Annotated in this window: 18 protein-coding genes and 1 pseudogene; 15 read left to right on the top strand and 4 right to left on the bottom strand. The window is 34.7% G+C overall.

Going from position 1 to position 26,327, the window contains the following annotated elements:
• The first annotated feature begins 16 nt into the window (after positions 1-16).
• The 5 genes from IPM51_07170 to IPM51_07150 all read left to right on the top strand — a co-directional run bounded on the left by IPM51_07170 (position 17) and on the right by IPM51_07150 (position 6,218).
• Entirely contained in the window at positions 17-1,381 is a 1,365-nt protein-coding gene (locus tag IPM51_07170; GenBank protein ID MBK9284087.1) for a tetratricopeptide repeat protein, read from the top strand.
• A 76-nt stretch (positions 1,382-1,457) separates the two neighbouring features.
• On the top strand, positions 1,458-2,927 hold the full coding sequence (locus IPM51_07165; protein ID MBK9284086.1) for a tetratricopeptide repeat protein: 1,470 nt from the start codon (positions 1,458-1,460) through the stop codon (positions 2,925-2,927).
• A 160-nt stretch (positions 2,928-3,087) separates the two neighbouring features.
• Entirely contained in the window at positions 3,088-4,515 is a 1,428-nt protein-coding gene (locus IPM51_07160) for an L-serine ammonia-lyase (protein MBK9284085.1), read from the top strand.
• 21 nt (positions 4,516-4,536) lie between these two features.
• Positions 4,537-5,274, top strand: a complete 738-nt coding sequence (locus IPM51_07155) for an RluA family pseudouridine synthase (GenBank protein ID MBK9284084.1) — start codon at positions 4,537-4,539, stop codon at positions 5,272-5,274.
• Between the two features lie 11 nt (positions 5,275-5,285).
• The gene (locus tag IPM51_07150) at positions 5,286-6,218 is read left to right on the top strand and encodes an isoaspartyl peptidase/L-asparaginase (protein ID MBK9284083.1); all 933 of its coding nucleotides are present in this window, start codon (positions 5,286-5,288) and stop codon (positions 6,216-6,218) included.
• Positions 6,219-6,220: 2 nt separating this feature from the next.
• On the opposite strand, the gene IPM51_07145 is transcribed toward IPM51_07150, so the two are convergent.
• Positions 6,221-7,096: a cyanophycinase gene (locus tag IPM51_07145; GenBank protein ID MBK9284082.1), complete on the bottom strand. Its 876-nt coding sequence runs from the start codon at positions 7,094-7,096 to the stop codon at positions 6,221-6,223.
• Between the two features lie 139 nt (positions 7,097-7,235).
• On the opposite strand from IPM51_07145, the pseudogene cphA reads away from it, so the two are divergent.
• Positions 7,236-9,855 (top strand): annotated as a pseudogene (cphA, locus tag IPM51_07140) (cyanophycin synthetase).
• Between the two features lie 15 nt (positions 9,856-9,870).
• The gene (locus tag IPM51_07135) at positions 9,871-11,193 is read left to right on the top strand and encodes a DEAD/DEAH box helicase (GenBank protein MBK9284081.1); all 1,323 of its coding nucleotides are present in this window, start codon (positions 9,871-9,873) and stop codon (positions 11,191-11,193) included.
• 2 nt (positions 11,194-11,195) lie between these two features.
• On the opposite strand, the gene IPM51_07130 is transcribed toward IPM51_07135, so the two are convergent.
• The 3 genes from IPM51_07130 to IPM51_07120 form a co-directional block, all read right to left on the bottom strand.
• Positions 11,196-11,732: a rhodanese-like domain-containing protein gene (locus IPM51_07130; GenBank protein ID MBK9284080.1), complete on the bottom strand. Its 537-nt coding sequence runs from the start codon at positions 11,730-11,732 to the stop codon at positions 11,196-11,198.
• 121 nt (positions 11,733-11,853) lie between these two features.
• Entirely contained in the window at positions 11,854-12,255 is a 402-nt protein-coding gene (locus tag IPM51_07125; protein ID MBK9284079.1) for a TerB family tellurite resistance protein, read from the bottom strand.
• A gap of 232 nt (positions 12,256-12,487) precedes the next feature.
• Positions 12,488-13,261, bottom strand: a complete 774-nt coding sequence (locus IPM51_07120; protein ID MBK9284078.1) for a T9SS type A sorting domain-containing protein — start codon at positions 13,259-13,261, stop codon at positions 12,488-12,490.
• A gap of 192 nt (positions 13,262-13,453) precedes the next feature.
• Here IPM51_07120 and IPM51_07115 point away from each other — a divergent pair, with 192 nt between their 5' ends.
• From IPM51_07115 to IPM51_07080, 8 genes are all read left to right on the top strand, one after another.
• Positions 13,454-14,956 (top strand): HAMP domain-containing histidine kinase, encoded by a 1,503-nt coding sequence (locus tag IPM51_07115; protein MBK9284077.1) that lies wholly within the window; start codon positions 13,454-13,456, stop codon positions 14,954-14,956.
• Positions 14,953-15,642 carry a response regulator transcription factor gene (locus tag IPM51_07110; protein ID MBK9284076.1) on the top strand — a complete coding sequence of 230 codons (690 nt, stop codon included), beginning with the start codon at positions 14,953-14,955 and terminating at the stop codon, positions 15,640-15,642. The genes IPM51_07115 and IPM51_07110 overlap by 4 nt, the downstream gene beginning before the upstream one ends.
• 83 nt (positions 15,643-15,725) lie before the next feature.
• Positions 15,726-17,438: a tetratricopeptide repeat protein gene (locus tag IPM51_07105; GenBank protein ID MBK9284075.1), complete on the top strand. Its 1,713-nt coding sequence runs from the start codon at positions 15,726-15,728 to the stop codon at positions 17,436-17,438.
• Positions 17,439-17,595: 157 nt separating this feature from the next.
• Positions 17,596-18,885 (top strand): T9SS type A sorting domain-containing protein, encoded by a 1,290-nt coding sequence (locus IPM51_07100; protein ID MBK9284074.1) that lies wholly within the window; start codon positions 17,596-17,598, stop codon positions 18,883-18,885.
• Positions 18,886-18,897: 12 nt separating this feature from the next.
• Complete coding sequence (locus IPM51_07095; protein ID MBK9284073.1) at positions 18,898-19,317, top strand: hypothetical protein; 420 nt, start codon at positions 18,898-18,900, stop codon at positions 19,315-19,317.
• 433 nt (positions 19,318-19,750) lie between these two features.
• Entirely contained in the window at positions 19,751-21,007 is a 1,257-nt protein-coding gene (locus IPM51_07090) for a T9SS type A sorting domain-containing protein (GenBank protein MBK9284072.1), read from the top strand.
• 566 nt (positions 21,008-21,573) lie between these two features.
• Positions 21,574-26,043, top strand: coding sequence for a hypothetical protein (locus IPM51_07085; GenBank protein ID MBK9284071.1), 4,470 nt, complete (start codon positions 21,574-21,576; stop codon positions 26,041-26,043).
• Entirely contained in the window at positions 26,040-26,249 is a 210-nt protein-coding gene (locus tag IPM51_07080) for a T9SS type A sorting domain-containing protein (GenBank protein ID MBK9284070.1), read from the top strand. The genes IPM51_07085 and IPM51_07080 overlap by 4 nt, the downstream gene beginning before the upstream one ends.
• Positions 26,250-26,327: the final 78 nt, after the last annotated feature.

Raw genomic sequence — 26,327 nt, 5'->3', positions numbered from 1 at the left:
TTACTATTTTCAATCAATGAAATTTAACCATTTAAAAATATTATTTGTACTGGTAATTATTTTTATAGGAAATAAATTTTATCCTCAAGGTGTTGACTCTCTTCAATCACTTTTTAAGTCAGAAAAAGATGATTCTGTTAAATGTGTTTTACTCGATTTAATAATTGAAGCTGAATATGACGATAATGTTTGGCCAAAGTATAATGATCAATTATTAAATCTTGCTTTTTCAAAAATAGCCAAAGGCGAGGCCACAAATCGCTCCGTTTTTTTCAAGCAAATGTTGGGTTACGCTTATAGTAATAAGGGTTTGATAGCTCATCAAAAAGGAGATTTGAAAGTGGCATTAGCATATTATAATAAAGCGCTGGATATTGCTAAAGAAATTGAACATCAGGAATTATTGGCATTAGTATATAATAATTTAGCCGGCATAATGTCTTTTCAAAAGAATTACGAAGAAAGTATTATTTACTCCCGAAAAAGTTTAGAGTTGAGGAAAATTATAAAAGATAAGAATGGTGAATTTCAATCAATTTCTAATTTAGCAACTGCTTTAAATGCAATTGATCGGGAGGACGAAGCTATTGCTTTGTTTGAAGAAGCTTTAGCTGATAGTTCAATTCATAATTTCCCGGAAAGAATGGCGGTAATTTATCAGGATTTAGGAGGTATTCATCTCATTAAAAAACGGAATTTGCAACTCGCTGAAAAATATATAAACAAGGCATTTGAAATATATAAAGTACAAAATAACAAACGAGGAATTTGTTCAATTTATTATTCCTTGTCGGAAATTTATATTATGAGGGAAAATTATAGTACGGCTAAGAATTTTAGCGAAAAAGGGATTGAAATAGCGCAAGAACTTGGATTTGTGGAATTAATAAGCATGCATAGTATGAGCCTTTATCATTGCGAATCTAATTTAAAAAACTGGCAATCGGCGTTAAAATATTACATGCTAGGTAAAGATATGAAGGATAGTATTAACAGTATTGAAAACGCCAAATCGGCTATTCAACTTGCCGAACAAAATAAGTATGAGCAACAAAAGGCTATTGATCAGGCTATATCTGACAAAGAATTGCTTATTGCCAAGGAAAAAGAAAGTAAACAAAAAATAATAAGTTCATTTATTGCCGTTGGCCTCTTATTAGTATTGATATTGTCCTTTTTTATTTATCAACGATTAACAATTACCAAAAAACAAAAAACAATTATTGAAAAACAAAAAGAGGAAGTTGAAGCAAAAAACAAATTGATTGAAGAAAAACAAAAAGAAATTTTGGATTCTATCCGTTATGCAAAACGTATACAATTAGCTCATATACCCAATGAAAAACGTGTTGAAATGATGTTGAATAACTTAAAAAAGTAGATATTATTTTAAGAAGATTTAATTGGATAAGGCAAAAAAATATATTATTTCTTTCATATCATTATTACTTTTTCATGTGATAAACTTGAAGGCGCAGGAACTGGATACTAAAGTTTTGCTAAATTCATTAAATCAAACACAAAATGATTCTATAAAATGTCAATTATTAAAACTGTTATTTAGCATAGAAAGTGATCCTGTATTAAGATTCGATTATAATAAAAATAGGGAAGCTATTGCTTTAAGTAAGCAAGAGCTTGGCTTAAGTCCCACTTTGAAGAATTATTATACAAAAAATTTAGCAGCCGTGTATAATAATTATGGCGTATGGTATTCGTTAATGGGCGACTATAATCGCTCAATCGATTATTATCAAAAAAGTATTCTGATTAAAGAAAAGGATTTGCACGATACTCTTTCAATACAAAATTCTTTAATGAGTATAGCTGTTAATTATAAATCTACCGGTCAAGTCAAAAAGGCTTTGGAGGTCATCTATAAAAGTTTAAAGATCAGTAAGCATTACCATGATGTATTAGGAGAAGCGAATGCTTTAAATCATATAGCTATTATTTATAGCGAAATGGGTGATGATCTTAAAGCCATTGAGAATTGTAAAATTGCACTAAACAAAATCTCAGAAACAAATGATTTTAGAAGGAAAGCAGAAATTTTAAATAATATAGGAGTTTATTATTATAACCTTAATTTAACCGATTCAGCTTCCCGTTATTGGAAAATTGTTTTAAAAATTTTTGAAGATAATAACGATAGGGATGGTTTAGCGAATATACTTTCTAATATTGGCATTACTTATAAGTTGCGTGGTGATTATAAAAAAGCAGAAGAACATTACCTAAAAGGAGAAGAAATTTATAAAACCCTGCCTGATAGGCATAATTACCCCATTTTACTGATAGATTTTTCTGAACTATATGTATTAAAAAAGGACTATCTAAATGCCCTGGTAAAAGCAAAAAAAGCGGAGCAATTTTTGCAACAACAAGGTAATTTATTTGAAACTTCTAAGGTGTATTTTTTACTTTATACAGTATATAAGTACAATGGTGATAGTAAGCAATCATTAAAGTATTTCGAAAAATACATATTGCTAAATGATAGTTTAAAAAGTGAAGAAAATCACAAATCAGCTATTCGTTCGCAACTTAAATACGAATATGAAAAGCGGGCGGCAGCCGATTCGGTGACTCATGCAAAATCAACTGAAATTAAGAATGCCGAATTGGCTAAACAAAGTGCCGAAATAAAAGCGAAGAAAAATCAGCAATACGGTTTGTTTGGAGGCTTGGCTCTGGTTTTGGTGTTTACCGGTTTTATGTATAATCGTTTTAAGGTAACTCAGAAACAAAAGGACATTATCGAAAGTCAAAAGTTAATTGTAGAACAACAAAAGTTTTTAGTGGAAGGTAAGCAGAAAGAGATTTTGGATTCGATCCGATACGCGCAAAAAATTCAAAAAGCACATTTGGTTTCAGAATCTATGATTTGGAAATGGATGTTGAGGGTTAATAAGTTTGACAAATGAAAATACGGCAAATAACTCACGATAAATCCTATTTTAGCTATTCTAATTTTTTTCTTTTTTATTCAAATTAACTATTAACAAATCAATGTCATTAATTAGCATCTTCCATATGCTTTTCATTGAATTGCAAGTCTACCTTTGATTACACTTTTCAGTGCTTATGGAATACGATTTTATTTCTGTTTTTGATATGCTAAAAATTGGTATTGGTCCTTCTAGCTCCCACACTTTAGGGCCATGGCGAGCTGCTCAATTTTTTTTATCGGAAGTTGATGTATTTTTAAATGCTAAAGCAGAGTTGGAGATACAAGTAAATTTGTATGGTTCTCTTTCTTTAACCGGAAAAGGACATGCAACTGATTTAGCCATAATCCTTGGATTAAGTGGTTTTGATCCGGTAAGCATTCCAACCAATCAAATTCATGAAGTTGTTCGTCTTGTTCAAAAAACAAATAGTTTATTGCTTAACGGAAAAAAGAAAGTGAATTTCAATCCTCAAAAAAATATTGTGTTTAATAGAGAGTTTCTCCCTTTTCATGCCAATGGTTTAACATTTACTGTTAGTTATGGCAAGGAGAAGTTAAGTTCTACCTTTTATTCCATAGGTGGTGGATTTGTGGTGAAGGAAAATGATAATTTCAGTAAAACATTAAAATTAAATTCCGATTTCTTTCCATATCCCATCACTAAAGCAAGTGAATTGTTGAACTATGCTGTTAATCACAATAAGAATATTTCTGATATAGTTTTAGAAAATGAAAAAGCATTAAGAACGGATTCAGAAATAAAAAATGAATTAGATAAAATTTGGAAGGTAATGCTGAACAGTATTTATACTGGATGTCATACGGAAGGAATTTTACCCGGAGGTTTGGAAATAAAGAGGCGGGCTTATGAAATGCATAAAAGTTTAATCGGAAACGCAGCGTATTCAAATCAGGAGGAATGGTTAATGGCAATTCGGAAAACAGAAGTAAAATTCAGACAAATATTAAAGTGGGTGAGTTGTTTTGCCTTAGCTGTGAATGAAGTAAATGCTTCTTTGGGTAGAGTAGTAACAGCGCCAACAAACGGAAGCGCCGGTGTCATTCCAGCAGTTCTTTTATATTATTTAACGATTGAAAATCACCAAGCCAATGATAACGATATCCATAGATTTTTATTAGTGGCCGGCGAATTAGGTAGCATATTTAAAAAAGGTTCTACCATTTCCGCAGCTATGGGTGGTTGTCAGGCCGAAATTGGTGTATCTTCGGCCATGGCGGCAGGCGCTTTGTGTGAATTAATGGGTGGAACTCCAATACAAGTACTAAATGCAGCTGAAATTGCCATGGAACATCATTTGGGTTTAACTTGTGATCCTATTAACGGCTTAGTACAAATACCTTGTATAGAAAGAAATACCATGGGTGCAATTAAAGCTATTAATGCAGCGGAATTGGCATTGGCCTCTGATGGTTCGCATGCAAAAGTTTCGTTGGATAAGGTGATTAATACCATGTGGGAAACCGCAAAAGACATGAATTCAAAATACAAAGAAACATCGGAAGGTGGTTTAGCCATTTCCGTTAACTTACCGGATTGCTAACCAATATTAGAAATTTTAGTTATGAAAAATAGTTCGTTAAATATAATTTTTGAAGATGATGTGTTGTTGGTTTGTAATAAACCTGCGGGTTTAATGGTTGAACCCGACAGAAATAATCATCCCAATTTACAGGATATGGTAAAAAAGTATTTAGCCCATGAGAGCGGAAATACGAATCCTTATGCACAACACTTACATAGAATAGACCGACCGGTGAGTGGCATTGTACTTTTTACGAAAGATAAAAATCACTTAAGAAATTTGAGTGAGCAATTTGCTGAACGAAAGGTGGAGAAAAGATATTTGGCCCTTTCTTCAAAAGCTCCTGAGAAAAATGTAGAAGTAAACACCTTAGCATTGAGCGAACAAAGTAAATTTGCTTTGGATTTCTCCGGTGAATACCATGCATTGGAACATTGGCATCGGAAAGAAAAGAAAAAGGCAGTATTAGTTCCGGAAGGAACTGAATACGCTGAACAAGTTAAAATGTTTTATCGCGTAAAAAATTTAGGGAATTATTTTTTATGGGACATTAAATTAATTACCGGCAAATTTCATCAAATCCGTGCTCAATTGGCTTCTCTAAAATGTCCCGTACTTGGTGATGAGTTATACGGATCTGATAAAAAATACAAAAACAACGCCATCGCCTTACATGCTCATTACTTAAAAATAGAGCATCCGGTAAAAAAGAAACAACAGGAGTTCTTTGCAAACGCGATAGATTTGTTAAATACAATTTCATTTAAAAAGCCTTAATTTTACGTATCATGGGAAAATATGCCATAGCCATTCACGGAGGAGCTGGAACTATACTTAAAAGTAGTTTAACACCTGAACTTGAAAAAGCTTATTTAAAGGCTTTAGCAGATGCGATTCATGCGGGGGAAACGGTGTTAAAATCCGGCGGAAGTTCTTTAGACGCTGTAGAAAGTGCGGTAATTTCTTTGGAAGATTGTCCATTATTTAATGCAGGTAAGGGTTCGGTTTTTACGCATGATGGAAAACATGAAATGGATGCCTGTATCATGTACGGAAAGGATTTGAACAGCGGGGCAATTGCCGGCGTTTCTCAGGTTAAAAATCCCGTATCCCTGGCTAAAGCCGTGATGCAAAAAACAGAACATGTGTTGTTAACAGGTGCCGGCGCAATAGATTTTGCCAAACAAATTAATATCCCTTTTGAAAATGATGAATATTTTTATGTGGAGTCTCGCTTTCAACAATTAAAACAAGCAAAAGAATCGGATAAGATAATATTGGACCATACCGGACAATCAAACGAAAAAAAGTTTGGAACTGTGGGCGCGGTTGCCTTAGATATTAACGGTCATTTGGCGGCAGCAACCAGCACAGGGGGAATGACCAATAAAAAATATGGCAGAGTAGGAGATGCTCCTATAATTGGCGCCGGTACTTATGCAAATGATAAAACCTGCGCTATTAGTTGTACCGGTCATGGTGAATATTTCTTAAGAGCGGTTGTGGCTTATGATATTTCCTGCTTAATGGAATACAAAGGAATGACTTTACAGCAAGCTTGTGAATATGTTGTAAATGACAAACTCGTGAAATTTGGCGGAGAAGGCGGCTTAGTTGCCGTTGATGTTAACGGAAATATGGCTCTGCCGTTTAATTCGGAAGGTATGTACAGGGCAAGCAAATCACACAACACCAATTTGCTGGGCGCAATTTATAAATAAAGTCAAACGTTTTCTTTTTTAGGATGGAAAATAGTCATTTTCCTTTCTTTTAAATCATAACGGTCGCCAATAGCCATTACATGAACAATTAAATTTTCAACCGAAACGGGTTGACCCATTTCCACATCACTCACGTTAGTATCTTTCATGTGCGTAGCATCCACAATAATAATTAAACCGGATCCGATTGCTTCCATAACATGACCGTTGCTGATGAGTAATCCCGCATCTTCACCTAAACCTATACCAATATTAATGGGGTTTGTAGTACAAGCATATAATAGTCTACCCGTTCTTCCGCGTTGAACAAAATGCGTGTCAATAATTACGTTGTTGATAAATCCAAGTCCGCCGGTAATTTTTACTTCACCTTTAAACAAGGCTTCGCTGCTTTTGCCTTGATAAATCATATTATTTGAACTGGCAGCTGCGCCGGCTGATGTGCCCGAAATTAAGAAATTATCATTTTGATATTTTTCAAGTAATAATTGATGAAAAGGAGTACCTCCAAAAATATGCGTTAATCTTAATTGGTCGCCACCGGTAAACATTACCGTATCAGCATTTCTTATTCTGGCAATATTTTCTTCCAACAAAGCTTCTTCTCGTTTTCGAATATCCAAAATCCCTACATTTTTTACATTTAAATGCTCAAAGGCTTTAATGTATTCTTCCCCTACAATTTCAGGAATACTGGAGGCTGTGGTTATTATTTCAATTCTGGATTTATCCCCCCGGAATGATTCATCGGTTATTCTTTTAAGAATACCTTTCTCAAAAAAATTAATTGATCTTTTTAAATCTTCGGTGTTTTCTGAAAAACTTCCTTTATCTACCGAACCACCAATAATTACTAATTTACCTCTAGGATGCGCCATGTTAAATTTAAAGTTATGCGAAGGTAATGGATAGGAAATAGTAAATACAGGGATTCATGGCTTAATTTTAGATTATTTTGAACAGATTATTGTTTATCTAAAAAACTACAATTATATTGATGAAAATTACAGGCGAATTATGAATATTGTTGAAATAAAAATTTTAAGAGGTCCAAATTACTGGTCTAATTACAGAAAGAAATTAATAGTAATGAAGCTTGATTTGGAGGAAATGGAAGAAAAACCAACCCATAAAATCAAAGGATTCGATAAACGCATTGAAAAAATGTTTCCAACCATGCTTAAACATCGATGTTCTAAAGACCATGAAGGTGGTTTTTTTGAACGGGTAAAAGAGGGGACCTGGATGGGACACGTAATTGAACACATTGCCCTTGAAATACAAACTTTAGCCGGAATGGATTGTGGTTATGGCAGAACAAGAGGAACCGGAAAACCGGGCGTGTACAACGTGGTGTTTTCATATATGGAAGAAAATGTGGGCGTTTATGCTGCTAAAAAATCGGTTGCTATTGCGCAGGCATTAATTGATGGAACTGATTATGATTTAGAGGCGGATATAAAAACCATGCGCGAAATGCGCGAAAAGGAAAGGTTTGGCCCAAGTACAGGAAGCATTATTGACGAGGCAGTTGCCAGAGATATACCTTACATTCGCTTGAATAACGAATCTTTAGTGCAATTAGGATATGGTAAAAATCAAGTACGATTTAGAGCTACCATGACCGACAAAACCAGTTCTATAGCCGTAGATTTAGCCAGCGATAAAAATGCAACTAAACATATGCTACAGGAAGCTGCTATTCCCGTAGCCAAAGGAGATTGTATAAGCGATAGAGATGATTTGGAAAAAACCATAGAACGAATTGGTTTTCCTTTTGGTGCTTAAACCTTTGGATGGTAATCATGGCAAAGGAGCATCTATTAATGTGAACAGTTTAGAGGATGCTTATATCGCCTTTGAACATGCTAAAAAGTATTCACGTCGTATCATTATCGAAAAATTTATTTCCGGATTTGATTTCCGGGTTTTGGTTATTAACCATCGTTTTATTGCAGCCGCTTTGCGCGAACCTGCACATGTAACCGGCGACGGAAAATCATCTATTCAAAAATTAATAGATAAAGAAAATGCAGACCCGAGAAGGGGTTATGGACATGAAAACGTATTAACGGAAATAACAATCAATAAAGAAACACAGGACCAACTTTTAAAATACAATTACACCTTAGATACCGTATTAAAGAAAGGAGAAGTGTGTTATTTGAAAGGTACTGCTAATTTAAGTACAGGAGGCACATCAACAGATGTAACCGATATTGTTCACCCCAATAATATTATCATGTGCGAACGAATCTCACGAATAATTGGATTGGATATTTGCGGAATTGATATTATGGCACAAAATTTGAGTGAACCTTTAACTGAGAATGGAGGAGTAGTGCTTGAAGTAAATGCTGCACCGGGTTTCCGAATGCACTTGGCTCCGGCCAACGGACTTCCAAGAAATGTGGCCGCGCCTGTAATTGATATGTTGTATCCCGCCGGTAAATCCTGTCGAATTCCTATTATTGCTGTAACCGGAACAAACGGAAAAACTACAACCACTCGTTTAATTGCACATATTGTAAAAAATAACGGTTACCGGGTTGGCTTTACCACTTCCGATGGTATTTATGTACAGAATTCAATGGTAACCAAAGGCGATACAACCGGACCCATAAGTGCCGAATTTATTTTAAAAGATCCAACCGTTGAGTTTGCCGTGCTTGAAACCGCTCGTGGTGGTATACTCCGTTCGGGATTGGGATTTGGTAAATGCGATGTTGCAGTTGTTACTAATATTCAAGAAGACCACATGGGCTTAAGCGATATCAATACACTGGAAGATATGGCTAATGTTAAAGGTGTTGTAGCCAGAGCCGTAAAAAGAGATGGTTATGTGATTTTAAATGCCGATAATAAATATTGTGTGTCCATCGCTAAAACAGTGGATTGTAATATTGCTTATTTCAGTATAGATGAAAACAATCCGATTATACGCGAACATTGTAAAAAAGGAGGAATTGCCGCAATTTATGAAAACGGATTTATCACTATAAAAAAAGGAGAATGGAAATTCAGAGTAGAAAAAACAACACTAATTCCACTCACCTTCGGAGGAAAAGTAACCTTCATGATTTATAATGTGCTTTCGGCAACACTGGCTTCTTATGTGTATGGTTTTACGATAGCAGATATTCAAATGAGTTTGGGAACTTTTATTCCTTCAGCCGCTCAAACCCCGGGCCGCATGAATATTTTTGATTTTAAAGATTATAAAGTGTTGATTGATTTTGCACACAATGCAGATGGATTCAGGGGGATTAAAGAATTTTTAAGTACCATAGATGCAACAAATAAAATTGGTATTATAACCGGAACAGGTGACAGAAGAGATGATGATATCAGAGATATGGGCAGAATTTCGGCCGAAATGTTTGATCACATCATCATACGTCAGGATAAATTTCTTCGAGGAAGAAAAGCAGAAGACATTGTTAAACTTTTAGTTGAAGGAATACTTGAGGTAAATCCTAATCAATCATACGAATATGTACCGGTTGAAATTGAAGCCTTAAAACATGCGCTTTCAATGGCTAAACCCGGAACTTACATTACCGCATTAAGCGATGTAATTGATAATGCCATAGATTTAGTGCAATCTTATTTAGATAAAGAGTTAGCTTTGCAATAAATTAAAGAAGAAATGATAAGTTTTAAGGAGTTGAAATTAAGCAAAGCGCTCAATAGAGCATTAGAAGAGATTGGCTTCCAAAACGCAACCCCTATTCAGGAAAAATCTTTTCCGGTAATCATGTCGGGACAAGATGTGATTGGCATAGCGCAAACCGGAACCGGTAAAACATTTGCCTATTTAATTCCCGTATTAAATCAATTGACATATTCCGAACAAAAGCAACCTCGTATATTAATTATTGTTCCTACCCGCGAATTGGTGGTGCAAGTGGTAGATGAAATAAAGAAACTGACTCAATTCATGTCCATTCGCGTGGGTGGCGTATATGGAGCCTCCAATATCAATACACAAAAACAAATGGTGCACGATGGTTTGGATATTTTAGTGGGTACACCGGGAAGATTGAATGATTTAACCTTAACCGGAATTTTAAAATACAACTCCATTAAAAAATTAATTATTGATGAAGCTGAAGAAATGCTCAATTTGGGTTTTCGGGGACAGCTTTTAAAAATTTTAGCCACTTTGCCGGAGAAACGTCAAAACATTTTATTTTCAGCTACACTGAATGATGAAGTGGAAACAATATTAGATCAATACTTTTTAAATCCGCAATACATCGAGTTAATTTCAAGAGGAACTCCTTTGGCCCAAATAAAACAGTATGCATTTAAAATCCCCAACTTTTATACCAAAATAAATTTCATTACACATATTGCTAATCAAAAAGAGGAATATGCAAAAGTTTTGATTTTTGTGAAGAATAAAAATGTGGCTTTAAGTATAGAAAAGGAATTGGAAAATTCCGGTTTACAATTTGGGGTGATTCATTCCAACAAATCACAAAACCAAAGGTTTAAAGCTATACAGGATTTTGAACAGGGAAGTGTACCATTATTATTTGCCACAGATGTGGTGGCCAGGGGAGTAGATATTTCTAATATTTCTCATGTTATTAATTTTGATTTGCCCAAAGACCCGGGTGCTTATATTCACCGAATTGGAAGAACAGGAAGAGCGGATAAAAATGGAGAGGCCATAAGTTTTGTTACCCTTAAGGATGAGACAAACTTAAAGTCAATCGAAAGTTTAATGAATAAAAAAATTGAAATTTTAGCCATTCCCGATGAAGTTGAGCTTAGCGAAGAGTTAACCAAAGAAGAATTACCGGCAAAACGGGATAAAAATTTGGCCAAGGCTAAAAAGATTGAAACTCCTTCCGGTGCCTTCCATGAAAAAAAGGCCAAAAACAAGAAAGTGCAAATGGGGGGCAAACGTTATCAAGAAAATAAACGAAGAGCCTTAGCAAAAAGTAAGAAGAGCAGGGGCAGGTAATCTTATTTTTTTACAGCAGTTCCTTCAAATTCAACTCTTGCATCAAAAACATCAATCAACTCAGAAAGCTCATACACATTTTTATATCCATAGCCATATAAATTGATAAACGTTGGAATATTTAAGGCCATGGTTATTGCTTTACTTTCTGAAGATTTTACCGGGGGAACATAAGCTTTAGTGGCAAAATATTTATCATCCTTATCAAAATTATTATTGCAATAAATCAGTATTCTGGTTTGGTTATCCGGTATTAATAAACTGAGATTTTCCTGGGTGAAATCCGAAAAATTAAGGTGTATGGCTCCTTTAATATGTTTGCTTTTATACATGGCATCCGATCGGGTATCCAATATAATGGTGTTTTTTTCTTTACTCAGTTTATTGAATTCCACCAGATTCACCAATCGCTTTGCGCGATGACTTTTTACTTCCGCAACTAATTTTTCATAGGCATCATAATCCACTTTGGAAGGTGATTGCGCATAGTGCTTTGTTTGAAAGAAACAAAGGGTTAAAATAGCTAGGATTTTTTTCATGAGATTAATTTTACTTTAAATTAATTCATGCCAACCAAATCCGAAATGAAAAGAATGTTAAACGTTGGATAAACTCCTCAATTTATCGTTTTTTGTGAAAAGCCAATAGTTTCAAAAAGAATTAAGAATTTTTTAAATCCTTAAACTCATCTTTTAATTGATTAATCATTTTACTTTCTTTTTCACTTACACCGCTGGATGATTTTGCAATTCTGGTCACAAAGGATACAATTTCCGTTTTCATATCATTATTAATGGCCGGTTTATGTGCATGATAAAAATCCATAAATGAGTTAAAAGCCTCTTCAGCCGAAGCATTTTTAGACTTCATCAATTCAAACTCTAAGGCGGTATCGGCATGTACATCCGTTTGATGATGCCCTATAGCCTTGCTTAACAACTGAACTTCATCTTCAATTATATTATTGAATTTGCGACTTTCTTTGTTTTGAATAATCCCATCGGCTTTGGCAATGGCATAAACCAACTTTCCGGTCGCGATATAAAACTTTTTTGTATCCATAATTGTATGTCTTTATATTATTTGTTTAAATCAAAGTTCTAACAATTTAAGCTAAAAATAACTTACTAAAGTTATGCGCCGGACTGACATTAATCATTTTATTTGTTAGTTTATGCAGTTTCGTTACTTAAGTCTGACTTCAAATTATTTGTAAAAATGAATTCGTGATAAAAAACAAATCCGGGATACTTTTGTACCCGGACCTGTCTTTCAATCAAGTAATTCAACCAAATTACTCTACTACTATCTTTTTCAATTGTGCTTGCTTGCCTTGTTGCACTTTTATGAAATAAACTCCTTTGGCATCATTACCCAAATCAATGGTTTTATTATAATCACCTGTAAATTGTTTCAATGTTTCTTTATACATTTCCTTTCCTTGGGTATCTACTACTTGAACATTTAAATCTCCCTTCGACTTTAAGTTAAACTTCAATTGAAATTTCCCATTATTCGGATTTGGATAAAAACTCAATTGATCAACTTCCAATTGACTATCTTTTAATTGAGTAATGCCGGCTTTTCCCGCTTCTTTTTCATCTGCATCGCTAATATTTACCTTATGCATGATAATTTTCACATCGCGTTTTTCTGATTTTCCATCACTATCAACGGTGGATTTCACAATAACCACTTTATGTTTGCCGTTTTCATCAGATTTCAGGTTCATTTCCTTCATTACCTTTTCTAATTCTTCCTTCATTTTTTCATCCGTAATTTCCTCATGTAATTCAGTTAGTGAGCCGTCTTCCGCATTTTTTCTGATAATTATTTTTTTCTCACACGGTTTTCCATCTTCATTAATTTCAATGTCAACATTACCTTGCTCTTCATCTGTCCAAATCATTTTATCGTTTTCATCAACCGTATAGGTGGTATCGGTTATTTTTTCAACTCCGTTTATTTTTTCAACTTTTTTAATACGTACGGTTGCTTTTTTGGAGTTTTCTTGCGCTTGTAAGCATCCCAGGCTTAAAACGCTTATCAGTAATACTAATTTTTTCATGGTTTATGTTTTTAAGTTTTATGCTACAAAGTTGTGGTTTGTTAAAGCTACAGAGGGTTAAGGGCAAGTTAAAGCAAGTTAAAGAAACGTTAAAGTTCAGTTTTAAGTGTTAAAGGCGCTTATTTTTACTGAGTGAAAGCTTCTCGTTCCATAATCCTTTTGGCCATATTTGCATTAAGCGCTTTGCTTTTTATGCAAGGACTCTGGCTTTTTTACGCTTTCGAAAACAGTAAAAAACAATTGGCGGATGATACTAGAAAAGCTTTGGAGCAGGGAATTCAAAAATTGGAGAATGAATGGCACGTGAATGAACTTAAAAATGAAATTCCCGATTTAAAACATTTGGATACGCTTATCCATGAAAAAGCGGGTGCAGCGGTGAATGTGATTATATCCAAAGGTAAAAAAATAATAAACTGGATTGGCGATGTGCACGAAGAAGATGAAGTGAGTGTAGAATTAAAATCGGATAGTTTTTCAACACAGGCTAAAACCTATATTCAGGAAACGGAGGTCAATGTAAAAGGAGGAATTAAAAAAATACGAATAAACAAGCAATCATTTAATAGTTCGGATTTAGATAGTTTAGTGAAAAATAAAGCAAAGAAATTAGAATCGATATTTGTAAAAATAGCAAAAGAAGGTGCCGAAGATGTAGATAAGTTAATTAAAGGTTTAAATTTTGAACATATCCAAAATGTTTTTACTAAAGAATTATCAGAAAAAGGAATAACGCTTAATCCGGTTATTCGCATCGAAAAACGTGGTAATACTAATATTGTATTATTTAGCAATAGTGATGCGCGATCTGTTTTTATAGCAGAAATGGAATTATTTCCGGGTAATGTATTAGATCATAGTCTATTTATTAAGCTAGGCTATCAAAGTTTGATTGGTGCAATCTTAAAAAAGATGATGGGTTTAACCCTTGTTTCGTTAAGTTTAACCTTAATAATTATTTTTCTGATTGTTTATTTAATACGTCACCTTTTAAATCAAAATCGATTGATGTTGTTAAAGACTAATTTTGTAAATAATATGACGCACGAATTAAAAACGCCCATTGCCACAATTGGTTTAGCTTTAGATGCCATGAATAATAAGCAGGTTTCAAAAGATGAAGAAAAAATAAACTTTTATAAAACTATTATTAAAGAAGAAAATGAAAAACTGCAGGTTCATGTAGAGAAAATTTTGCAGCAAGCCGTATTAGAGAAAAACGCTTTGGTATTAAACAAAGAAAAACTGGATATCAAACAAATCGTTTCAAAGGTTTTAGTGACAAGTCAGTTGGCGGCGGAGAAAAAGGAAATTCAAATCCAATTGGCGGTAAAAGATGAGCATTATTATATTCAGGGCGATAAACATCATTTAGAAAATGCGGTGAATAATGTAATTGATAATGCAATAAAATATTCCGCCACAAAAAGTAAAATAGAAGTACGGATTTTTAATCGCAATGATCAGCTAATTTTGGAGGTGGAAGATTTTGGAATCGGAATTTCAAAGGAAGATCAATTACACATATTTGAAAGTTTTTTCCGCGTTACCAAAGGTGATTTGCATGATGTAAAGGGTTTTGGATTAGGACTCAGTTATGTGAAATCAATTATTCAATTACATGGAGGAGAAGTAAAGCTATTTAGCGAAGTTGGTAAGGGTACGCGAATTCAATTTATTCTACTAAAGGCATGAAGGTAAAAGTATTGTTAGCAGAAGATGAGAAAAATTTCGGTACGGTTATGCGTGATTACTTAAACATGAATGGTTATGATACGACCTGGTGTGAAAATGGCGCTCTGGCATTAAGTATGTTTAAAGAACAAAATTTTAAAATTTGCATTTTGGATGTGATGATGCCCGAAATGGATGGATTTACTTTGGGAAGAGAAATAAAATCAATAGCTCCCAATACCCCAATCATATATTTAACTGCCCGCACTTTTAAAGAAGATATTAAAAAAGGATATCATTTAGGAGCAGACGATTATCTCACCAAGCCATTCGACTCGGAACTTTTATTATTAAAATTAAATGCAATTTTAAAAAGAAATACTTTATCAACGGAAACATTACCTACTTTCTTCGAAATCGGAAAATTCACTTTCGACAGTAAACTTCGTTTATTAAAAAACAGTGAACAGGAAACTCGTTTGTCACCCAAAGAAAATGATCTACTGAAGTTATTGTGTGAACATAAAAATAATTTATTGCCACGCGAAAAAGCATTACTTCAAATTTGGAAAAGCGATACTTATTTTACCAGTAGAAGCATGGATGTTTATTTGGTTAAATTAAGAAAACATTTGATGGAAGATACTTCAGTTGAACTGGTAAATTTACACGGAAACGGATTTAGCTTGTTGGTGAAAAAGAAATAATTCGATTTATTTTTTAATACGATTATTTGCCTTAATTTATATATATTTATTCTATTATTAGATGTAAATATATTTTACCTGTAATGGGTTTATTTTGGAGCCAATTCTTGTTTTCACAAAATTTAGACTCTTTAAATCAGATTTTACGAACTTCTAAAAATGATACTGTTCTTGTGAACACCTATGTGTACGCATCTTCAGTTTGTAACCCGGCTCAAATTCCTGAATTTGCAAACCCATGTTTAGAATTAATCGAATTAAAGTTAAAGGGAAAACTTGATCATGATTTAATAAGAAAAGTTTTTGTTAAGGGAAAAATTGAATCATTAAGTAATTTAGGCTATCATCATCAATTAAAAGGAAGTGTTGATATATCCACAAACTATTTTTTATCTGCAGTTGAAGTAAGTCGCCAATATGGCGATAGCGAATCAGTGGCTATTAATTTTGGAAACATAGGGTCTAATTTTCAATCCTTAGGAAATTATCCTCAAGCACTGGCTTATTATGAACGATCTTTAAAAATGCACCGTGCGGCTAAAAATGATAAAATGACTGGCGTATCTCTTCAATATGTAGGAAATATTTATAGGTATATGGGAGCCCCTCATAAGGGAATTCGCTATCATACTGAGGCGCTTGAAATTCTGGAAAAAACAAATGAATTGAATGACCTTTCCTATGCACTAAGTAATTTAGGTTTTACCTATTATGACGTAGGAGATATTGATAAGGCAGTAGAGTATTTATTTCGAAGCTTAAAAATTGCAGAAAAAATAGGAGATAAACGTTCAATTGCAAATACGTTAAACAGTTTGGGATATATTTATAGAATTCAGCGAGATTTTAAATTAGCACTTAATTATTTAAATCGTTCTTTGGAATTATTTAATACCTCGGGAGATGAACGGGAAGCAGCATCAAGCCTAAATAATATAGCAGGTCTTTATGACGAAATGGGTGAATTGGATAAGGCTGAAGAAATTTATTTTAAGTTATTTATTATGCAGGAAAAAATGGGCAGCAAACAAGGTATGGCCGCATGTTATAATAATTTAGCCAGTGTTTATCAGCGTAAAAAGGATTACCGCAAGGCAAAGGATTATTATTTTAAAGCTTTTGAAATTAGAAAACAGATGGATAATAAGCCTGAACTTTCCAATTCGTATAATAGTATTGGGAATAACTACATCTATCTTAAAGACTATTTAAATGCAATAGTTTTTGCTAAAAAAGGATTGGAAATAGGAAAAGAGATAGGCATACCCGGTCGGGTTTGGTTTGCCGCTAATGTTTTGTATCTAGCTTACAGAAAAAACGGAAATTATAAAGAAGCTTTAGAAATGTATGAGTTAAAAATAAAAGTATTGGATAGTTTGAACAATGAATCTAACCGAAAAGCTTCAATTAAATCTCAATTAAAGTATGAGTATGAAAAACAAGCTGCAGCTGATTCTGTAGCTCATGCCAAAGAATCGGAAATTAAAAATGCAGAATTGGCTAAACAAGGGGCTGAAATTAAAGCGAAAAGAAATCAGCAGTATGCCTTATTTGGCGGACTGGGATTGGTAATGATTTTTGCCGGTTTTATGTATAATCGCTTAAAGGTTACACAAAAACAAAAATTAATTATTGAAGATCAAAAAAGATTAGTTGAGCACCAAAAACAATTGGTTGAAGAAAAACAAAAAGAAATTTTAGATTCGATTCATTATGCCAGAAGAATTCAAATGGCCTTAATTCCTTCGAATGAATTAGTTCGAAACAGAATTAGTAAATCTAAATTACCTAAGTAGGCGAATTTTAAAATATTCGTTTTAAAATGAGCTCATGCTCCGCAGGATTTGTAATCCTGCGGAATTCTTTATTGTTGATAATTTATTAAATAAATCATTTCAATAAATACATTATATAAGTATTTTGAGCGCGAATAATTTTAATTAAAAAACTAGTATGAAAATAAATTTACTTGCAACCTTAGTTCTTTTTACAGGCAACATTTTCGTTTCAAATCTATTTGCTCAATCCAGCAAATGCGCTACCATGAAATTATATGAAAAGCGAAAAGTTATGGATCCACAAACTGAATCCAGAATGAATAAACTGGAAGCTTTCACTAATGATTGGATAAAAAATCAAAATACCAAAAACAATACAAAGCATAAGGGCGCGGCTGTTATCACTATTCCTGTGGTTGTGCATGTAGTGTATCATACAACAACTGAAAATATTTCTACTTCACAAATCATTTCTCAAATTGACGCTTTAAATGAAGACTTTCGGCTATTAAATTCAGATTCATTGCAACCTTCTCATCCGTTTTGGACGTACACAGCTGATTGTGAAATTCAATTTTGTTTAGCTACTAAGGATCCACAAGGAAATGCCAGCTCCGGAATTACTAGAACTTACACCGACTCCTTGGCCTTTTCAGCCAATGGTAGTGAAAAATTTACTGCAAGTGGTGGGAAAAATAATTGGGATCCAACAAAATATTTAAACTTATGGGTATGTAATTTAGGAAATAGCGGCGGAACTTTGGGATATGCCGCCTTTCCCAGCGATTTAAATACTTATCCTGCGGAAGATGGTGTAGTAATCAGATATGAGGCTTTTGGTACTACAGGTACTGCGGGCACCGGTGGTTTTTCGGCCAACGCTTTAGGTAGAACAGCTACACATGAAGTTGGACATTGGTTAAATTTAAGACATATTTGGGGAGATGGTACTTGTGCCAGTGATTTTGTTAGTGATACTGAAATAGCGGAAGATGCAAATTATAATTGCCCATCCTTTCCTCACAATGCAAATAGCACTTGTGGTTCAGGTTCTAATGGTGAAATGTATATGAATTATATGGATTATGTAGATGACAATTGCATGAAAATGTTCACTTTTGGTCAGTCTACCAGAATGAAAGCTGCTTTAAATGGTGCCAGGTCTGCCATTCTTACTTCTAATGCTTGCGTGCTTGTTGGACTAGCAGAAAATGCTTTCCTTAATAATTTCAGTATATATCCAAATCCTGCAGCGGATATGTTTGTTTTAAAAAGTGATAAATCATTAGAAAACGATGTTCACGTAAGTTTAATCGATCAAATTGGAAGAATAGTTTATTCAACAACCACTAACTTTCAATCTGAATTAAATATTAATCTTTCGGATATTTCAAGTGGTTCCTATTTAATTAAATTCGAATCCGGAATTAATTCTGGAGTAAAAAAAGTTATTGTAATAAAATAAACTACTGTATAGATGAAATATTTAATTTACTCACTTACAATTTTGCTTGCTCTTTCCTGTAAAGTTAAAAACAAGCAAAGTGATTCAGGGGAAACAGCTTCTAAAAATGAAACCAAAGACGTTGAAAAAAGAGGCAATAAAACAAATGTTGCTGATACCTTAAAAAGTTTTACCGTTTCGTTTTTTAGCCCGGGCTCTGGTATAGATAGAAAAATTAAAACAGAATACGACGCTTATTTACTAAAGTTGGAAGAAGGAAATCCGATTTTAAAAGGTAGACAAATAAAAAAATGGGGCAGAGAAGGAGAAGTGAATTATTGTTTTGATTTAAAAGAAGTAGAATTAAGCAAAAAACAAACTTTTATAAAAGAATCCAAAGATATACTAAGTAAGTCAGATCGAGTAAACTTAATATATAACAAAGGGTGTTAAGTTTTATTTATTATAATTAAGTAGATGTATTAAAAGGGCTATTGTATTTGTCTCCATGCTCCATAGGCTTTGTAATCCTGAGGAATATGTCACAACTAAACTTTCAAAATTTGTTGTGTTTATTCTTTGACTTAGGGGTAATCGGCTGTATCAACAATTAAACTAAATTTATTAAAATTTGATTCGAAGGGTGTGTAAATCTGCACTTCGGGTTCACATAATATTTCTTTTAATTGTCAAAGCGATAGAATACTTATTTCCAATTTCCTGATATATTAAAAGATTAAAACAAAAAGCCCTGTTTTTCAAATTGAAAGTTCAGGCTTTGATTTAATAATCTCAGTAACATCTAATTAATTTAGATTTTGAATTAAAAAGCTGATGAAAGTGATTTGTTTTTTTCATACATTTATAATAACTAAAACTAAATATCATGAAACACTTATACCTATTCATTTTTATCCCTTTTATTTGTTTGGCGCAAGTTCCATCTTACGTACCTACTAATAGTTTATTGGCTTGGTATCCTTTTACAGGTAATGCCAATGATCTTAGTGGAAACTCTCATAACGGAACTGTGAATGGAGCAACTCCTACAACTGACCGGTTTGGAAATGCTGCCAGTGCATATAATTTCGGAACCAATATGTATATTTCTGTACCGGATAATACACTTAATTTTCGTCCGCAAAACATGTCGGTTTCATTATGGGTGAGTTTTTCTATTACACCGTCTGCAAGTTATTATGTTCCTATCTCCAAAAATTCAAGTAATGGAAGCGGTGGATCCGAATCTATGCTTGTTTTTTGGTATAATGCGGCCAATGGTTGGGCAGCTAACACGGGTAGTATCGGAATACAAAATCCCTATATTGCAACTCCTAGTCAGTCTAACGTCCTCAATCAGTGGGTGCATTTGGTATATGTTTTTGATGATGTTAATAATATACAATCACTTTATCTTAATGGTGTATTAAGCAGTACAGGAACAGTGAATGGATCAATACAATATGATGCATCAATATGGACCATCGGAAATCAATACGATGTTGGATCTTTACAATGGTGGTTTCCGGGGAAAATTGATGATATTGGAATTTGGGGTAGACCGTTAAATGCCACTGAAGCTATGCAATTGTATTGCGCAGGTTCACCTTCTTTTCAAACTCAACCAATGAGTCAAACATTAACAGCCGGCTTTAATGCAACATTTACCGCGGTGTCTTCTGCCACTAATGCAACCTATCAATGGCAAGCAGATTCCGGTATGGGATTCAATAATTTGTCCAATGCCGGACAATACAGCGGGGTTACTACACCTACTTTGCAAGTTTCGGCTTTAACCTTGTCTAACAACGCTACTGTTTATCGATGTAATATCAGTACTAATCCGTGCATGGCCACAAGTAATAACGCTACGCTTACCGTTAATTCAACAATAGGAATAAAAGAACAAAAGGTTGAAACTTTAATTAATATTTTTCCAAATCCTGCACATCATGAGTTATTTATTGTTATACCGGATCTAACAACTGAATCTTTGAACTACTATTTGATGGACATTGTTGGAAAAAAAGTGCTGCAAGGAAATTTTAATACTGTCAAAAACAGTATTAATCTTGAAGCTCTATCAAATGGATTATATTTTTTAAACGTTAAAGGTTACACGTATAAAGTAATTAAAGATTAATGTTATTGCCCTAATATTCTGCTTAACTCTTAATTTGAAACGGTCTAATAAAAAATTCGGTTAAATTTTAGAAAAGAGAGCAAGTTTTATATTAAAAAACCCTTGTAATTATTATTTACAAGGGTTTTTACTTTGATTAAGTAGCCCGTACGGCAGTTAATAACTCGTGTCTATTCAATCGTCTTTAATCCTTGAAAAGCAATGATATCAAGCGTTTCAGGGAATTTCAAAAAAGTATTTATTTTGACAAAGAGCGATTAAAAACGATCTAAATATCCACCTGTTTTTCCACCTGTTTTAATTTGAAATTTTAATACTTTAAATTATTTTAAAATTAATAAAGTGATTTTAAATTAAATGAATTTATATATGTTTAGGCTCAGTGCATACCAACCGATAAATGAAAATGACCAAGCCTTCAATCTTTAATACTGCATAAAAAAATCAATAACCATTCGAAAAAAATAGTAGTAGTTTTAATTTGTAAATTTTGTTACTTTCAATAATTAATAGGCACAAAATGCGAATTCAAATGCTAAGTAATATTTAAACTAATTTCAAGTAAGATGATAAAAATAAACGTATTAGTAATTTTGATAATATTTTTTTGCAGTAATATTATCGCGCAACAACCTGGCTTTACCTGGGCCGAAAACTCAGGTTATAATAGCATTATGGCCAATGATCATGGCTATGCGGTGCGTTCCGATGCATCAGGTAATATTTATGTAGCCGGAACTTTTTCCGGTTCCGCTGATTTTGACCCCGGACCAGCCATAGTTGAATTAAGTACTTCAACAGCTTCAGCCAATATATTTTTAGTAAAGTATAATTCTTCGGGAGCTTGTTTATGGGCAAGAAGTATTGGTTCATTTTCTTCAACTGAAGGGGTGAATGATCTTGCCATTGATGGGTCAGGTAATGTAATAATTGTTGGAAATTTTAATACCGTTTGTGATTTTGACCCTTCAATTGCTGAATTTACAGTGGCTAGTAATGGTTCAGGCGATGCTTTTTTTGCCAAATACGATGCAAACGGAAATTTTATTTTTGTTAGAACAATTGGCGGTCTCTCTGTAGAAGATGCAAAATCAGTGCAGTTAGATCCTTCCGGAACAATTTATCTTACCGGAAATTTTACCGGTACCGTAGATTTCGACCCTTCTCCGGGTATTGCTAATCTTACCAGTGTGGGCAGTTGGGAAATATTTATTGCCAAATATGATGCAAGTGGAAATTATATATCTGCCGGTTCAATTGGAGGAACAGGTTTGGATTATCCCTTATCCTTAAAAATTGACGCCGCGGGAAACTCCTTTGTTACCGGTGCTTTTTCGGGAAATTGTGATTTTGATCCGGGACCCGGTTCTGCGAGTTTAACCAGCGCAGGGAACACAGATATTTTTGTAGCTAAATATAATAGCACAGGCAATTATGTATGGGCGATTCGACTTGGAGGAACAGGTAGCGATCAGGGAAAATCAGTACAAGTGGATGCAACCGGTAATGTTTATGTGTCCGGTTTTTTTAATGGTACCGGCGATTTTGATCCTGGACCCGGAGTAGTTAATTTAGTTTCAGCAGGTGGTGAAGATGCTTTTTTTGCAAAGTATAATAGCAGTGGAACATTTATGTTCGCGAATCGAATGGGTTCAACCTTTACCGATCGTGCTAATTCCTTGGTTTTAGATGCAACAGGTAATATTTATTTAACCGGAACTTTTCAAGGCACTGTTGATTTTAATCCGGCCGCTCCGGTTGCCACGCTTTCTTCCAATGGTACTACGCAAGATATTTTTATTGCCAAGTATAGTAATAGCGGGGTGTATACTTTCGCTTTTCGTGCAGGCTTTAATAATGCGGATAATGGAAACAATATTTCACTTGATCCTTCTGAAAATATTATTGTAACCGGAAATTTTTATGGCACAGTAGATTTTGATCCCGGCCCCTTTAATAATAGTAAAATTGCTAATTTTCAATCTTCTTTTTTTGTGGGTAAGTATACCTCTGCCGGCGCTTATGTTTTTGCTGTTGCATCTGATGACTCCGGTGGTGGAGTAGGCGCAAATGCAATTACAACAGATGCTTCCGGTAATGTTTATGTTGCAGGAACCTGTAGTTACATTAAAGATTTAGATCCCGGGCCGGGTATTTATACTGTTTCACCCGGAGTATATGTACAAAAATTGAATTCGGCGGGTAATTTAATCTGGGCAAGAAGCGCCGCCAATACAAATTGTTATCCTTCAGCTATTGCTGTTGATTCTAATGGTGACATTTGCGTACTTGGAGTCTTCACAAGTTCAGGTGATTTTGATCCGGGTCCCGGTGTTCTAACGCTAACCTCTGCGGGAAGTCAGGATGCTTATATTTTCAAATGGGACGCTTCCGGTAATTTAGTCTGGGCAAAAAGTTTTGGTAATATAGCCAATGAATATACCGGCGATATGAAAATCGATGCTTCAGGCAATATTTGTTATACAGGTTGGTTTTCCGGTACTACCGATTTGGATCCGGGTCCCGGCGTTTTAATGTTCACCACCTTCGGCGTTGAAGATTATTATGTAACAAAACTCAACTCTGCAGGAGTATTAATTTTCGCTTATCGATTTGGTACTTCAATGGGTGATGAAGGGCACGGTTTGTGTTTGGATGCTACCGGAAATATATATACAACCGGAACATTTAGGGGTACTATGGATTTTGATCCGGGACCCGGAGTTTACAATTTAACTCCGGCCGGACAAAATGATATTTTTATTCATAAGCTGAGTCCTACCGGTACTTTTCTAATGGCAAGAAGAATGGGAGGTACAGGAGGTCTGGAAGTAGGATATTCTATTAGTCTTGATCCAACAGGAAATATTTTAAGTACAGGAATGTATTCTACCACCTGTGATTTTGATCCGGGTCCGGGAACTTTTAATATGACAGGCTCCGGTTTTTATGATGTATATATTTCTAAGCTTGATCCGGCTGGTAATTTTTTGTGGGCTAAAAAAATCGGAAGCAACATGGAAGAATGGGTTAACACAATTGGTTGTACACCATCAGGCAATGTAATTGTTCAGGGAAGATTTAATAGTCCCACTGTCGATTTTGATCCGGGTCCGGGTTCCTACATCAATGCCTCAAACGGCAGTTTTGATATTTATTTGAATGCTTTGGATGCATCCGGTAATTTTTTATGGAATAGAGTCATAGGCGGACCGAATATTGATGGTTGTAATAATGGACATGTAGATGCGAATGGAAATATTTATAGTGTTGGTTATTTCACAGCCTTAAGCAATTCAGTGTCTATTGATTTTGATCCTACACCTTCCGTTTATAATTTAACAGCGGCGGCAGGAGATTTTTATGCTTTCGAATGGGAATTGTGTAGTTTATTGAGTCCGCCGGGTGCAATTGCAGGAAATACCTTGGTTTGCGGAGGTAGTACAAACTCTTATAGCGTTGCGCCAATTTTAGGAGCTAACAGTTATAGTTGGAATTTACCGGGAGGATGGACAGGAACCAGTACAACAAATATCATTAGTATTACGGTTAACGGTACCAGCGGTGTCATATCGGTAAACGGAATAAATAATTGTGGTAGTTCATCTACTTCAACGCTGGCCGTTAACATCAATTCAATTCCGGTTGCGCCTTCTGCCATTGCGGGACCTAATCCAATCTGTATCGGAAGCACCGGGGTGTATAGTATTGCTGCTGTTCCCGGAGCAACAAGTTATTCCTGGACTCTTCCGGTAGGTTGGTCCGGTTCAAGTATCACAACAAGCATAAGTGCGGTATCCGGAAATTCAGGAAGCATAACGGTTATGGCAATTAATGCTTGTGGGTCAAGTAGCGCAACTGTTTTAAATGTTACAGTCAATACAATTCCTATCGTTTCAATAAGTGGTGGTACTAATTCCATTTGTGCTTTCGATAACCTTGTATTAACGGCTAATGGCGCATCTACTTATTCCTGGAGTACCGGTGCATTAACGCCAACTATTTCCATTAGTCCAAGTATAACAACTAATTTTTCCGTATTAGGTACTACAGGCGCATGTACAGGTTCTTCTGCCATCACTATTACTGTGAATCCACTTCCTAATATAACCATCAACGGATCAGCATCGGTTTGTCTTGGTGGAAGTGTTTCACTAACGGGAGGGGGAGGTATCACCTATACCTGGAGCACCGGATCTAATGCAACAGTAATAGCCGTTAGTCCTACCGTCAATTCTACTTATACTTTAAGTGGAACAAATGGAAACAACTGCAGTAACAATGCCACATTCGCGGTTAATGTAAATGCAGCGCCGGCCGCGCCCTTAAGTATAGCAGGTTTAACAACGTTCTGCACTGGTCTGCCTTCTCTTTCTTATAGTGTGAATCCTGTAATTGGGGCAACCTCTTACTCCTGGTCTTTACCGGTAGGTTGGAGTGGTAATAGTATAACCAACAGTATTGCTGCAGTTCCAGGCCAAAACGGCGGTATAATTTCAATTTTTGCATCCAATATTTGCGGTAGCTCACCTGTACAAACATTAGCTGTGACGGTAAATCCATTGCCGACCGTTAGTGTAAATGCCTTGCCCATAAATGTTTGTTCAGGAGCATCCTCTACGTTAAACGCCGGTGGGGCTCTTAGCTATAGCTGGAGTAACGGAGGATTATCGTCAACTACCGTTGTTAATCCAATTGCAACTACCATTTATTCTGTTATCGGTACTAATTCATTTTCTTGTACTTCAACATCAACAATCGTCGTGGGCGTTTTTAATAATCCAACACTATCGGTAGTTTCAAGTACAAATTTGCTTTGCCTTGGGCAAAGCGCAACCATAACGGCATCTGGTGCACTTTCTTATACTTGGAATACCGGAGCAAATGCAAGCACAGTTATTGTCACGCCCAGTTTAACTACAAATTATACCATAACCGGAGCGGATATAAACAATTGCAGCGCATTTACCATATTTACCCAATCGGTAACGGTTTGTCAGGGACTCAGTTTTAACAGTGAAGAAAAATCAAAATGATGATATATCCTAATCCATCTCACGGCCATTTCTCGATAAATAATGTGGTTAATGGAAGTAAACTAGAAATATATAATTCAACCGCTCAACTTATTTTCTCAGAAATTGCTGAAGGAAGTGAAACACATTTGCATTTGGAAAATGAACCCAATGGCATTTATTTAATAAAATGTGGCCATGAAATTTTTAAAGTGGTCAAGCAGTAAATTATGTTTATAAAGGGAATAAAGAATAGTTTATTGGAAATGGTATAGTAAATTATTTCATTATTTATACCTCATTGC

The organism is Sphingobacteriaceae bacterium (genome assembly GCA_016715905.1).
GTDB lineage: Bacteria > Bacteroidota > Bacteroidia > B-17B0 > Aurantibacillaceae > Aurantibacillus.
The sequence above is the reverse complement of the archived record's forward strand: the minus strand, read 5'-3'. Positions and strand labels throughout refer to the sequence as shown.

Excerpts from the sequence above, each read along its gene's own strand:
- IPM51_07155 (MBK9284084.1), top strand. The coding sequence starts at position 4,537 with ATGAAAAATAGTTCGTTAAATATAATTTTTGAAGATGATGTGTTGTTG.
- IPM51_07105 (MBK9284075.1), top strand. The coding sequence starts at position 15,726 with ATGGGTTTATTTTGGAGCCAATTCTTGTTTTCACAAAATTTAGACTCT.
- IPM51_07145 (MBK9284082.1), bottom strand. The coding sequence starts at position 7,096 with ATGGCGCATCCTAGAGGTAAATTAGTAATTATTGGTGGTTCGGTAGAT.
- IPM51_07090 (MBK9284072.1), top strand. The coding sequence starts at position 19,751 with ATGAAACACTTATACCTATTCATTTTTATCCCTTTTATTTGTTTGGCG.
- IPM51_07120 (MBK9284078.1), bottom strand. The coding sequence starts at position 13,261 with ATGAAAAAATTAGTATTACTGATAAGCGTTTTAAGCCTGGGATGCTTA.
- IPM51_07095 (MBK9284073.1), top strand. The coding sequence starts at position 18,898 with ATGAAATATTTAATTTACTCACTTACAATTTTGCTTGCTCTTTCCTGT.
- IPM51_07160 (MBK9284085.1), top strand. The coding sequence starts at position 3,088 with ATGGAATACGATTTTATTTCTGTTTTTGATATGCTAAAAATTGGTATT.
- IPM51_07085 (MBK9284071.1), top strand. The coding sequence starts at position 21,574 with ATGATAAAAATAAACGTATTAGTAATTTTGATAATATTTTTTTGCAGT.
- IPM51_07130 (MBK9284080.1), bottom strand. The coding sequence starts at position 11,732 with ATGAAAAAAATCCTAGCTATTTTAACCCTTTGTTTCTTTCAAACAAAG.
- IPM51_07110 (MBK9284076.1), top strand. The coding sequence starts at position 14,953 with ATGAAGGTAAAAGTATTGTTAGCAGAAGATGAGAAAAATTTCGGTACG.
- IPM51_07080 (MBK9284070.1), top strand. The coding sequence starts at position 26,040 with ATGATGATATATCCTAATCCATCTCACGGCCATTTCTCGATAAATAAT.
- IPM51_07100 (MBK9284074.1), top strand. The coding sequence starts at position 17,596 with ATGAAAATAAATTTACTTGCAACCTTAGTTCTTTTTACAGGCAACATT.
- IPM51_07150 (MBK9284083.1), top strand. The coding sequence starts at position 5,286 with ATGGGAAAATATGCCATAGCCATTCACGGAGGAGCTGGAACTATACTT.
- IPM51_07125 (MBK9284079.1), bottom strand. The coding sequence starts at position 12,255 with ATGGATACAAAAAAGTTTTATATCGCGACCGGAAAGTTGGTTTATGCC.
- IPM51_07115 (MBK9284077.1), top strand. The coding sequence starts at position 13,454 with ATGCAAGGACTCTGGCTTTTTTACGCTTTCGAAAACAGTAAAAAACAA.
- IPM51_07170 (MBK9284087.1), top strand. The coding sequence starts at position 17 with ATGAAATTTAACCATTTAAAAATATTATTTGTACTGGTAATTATTTTT.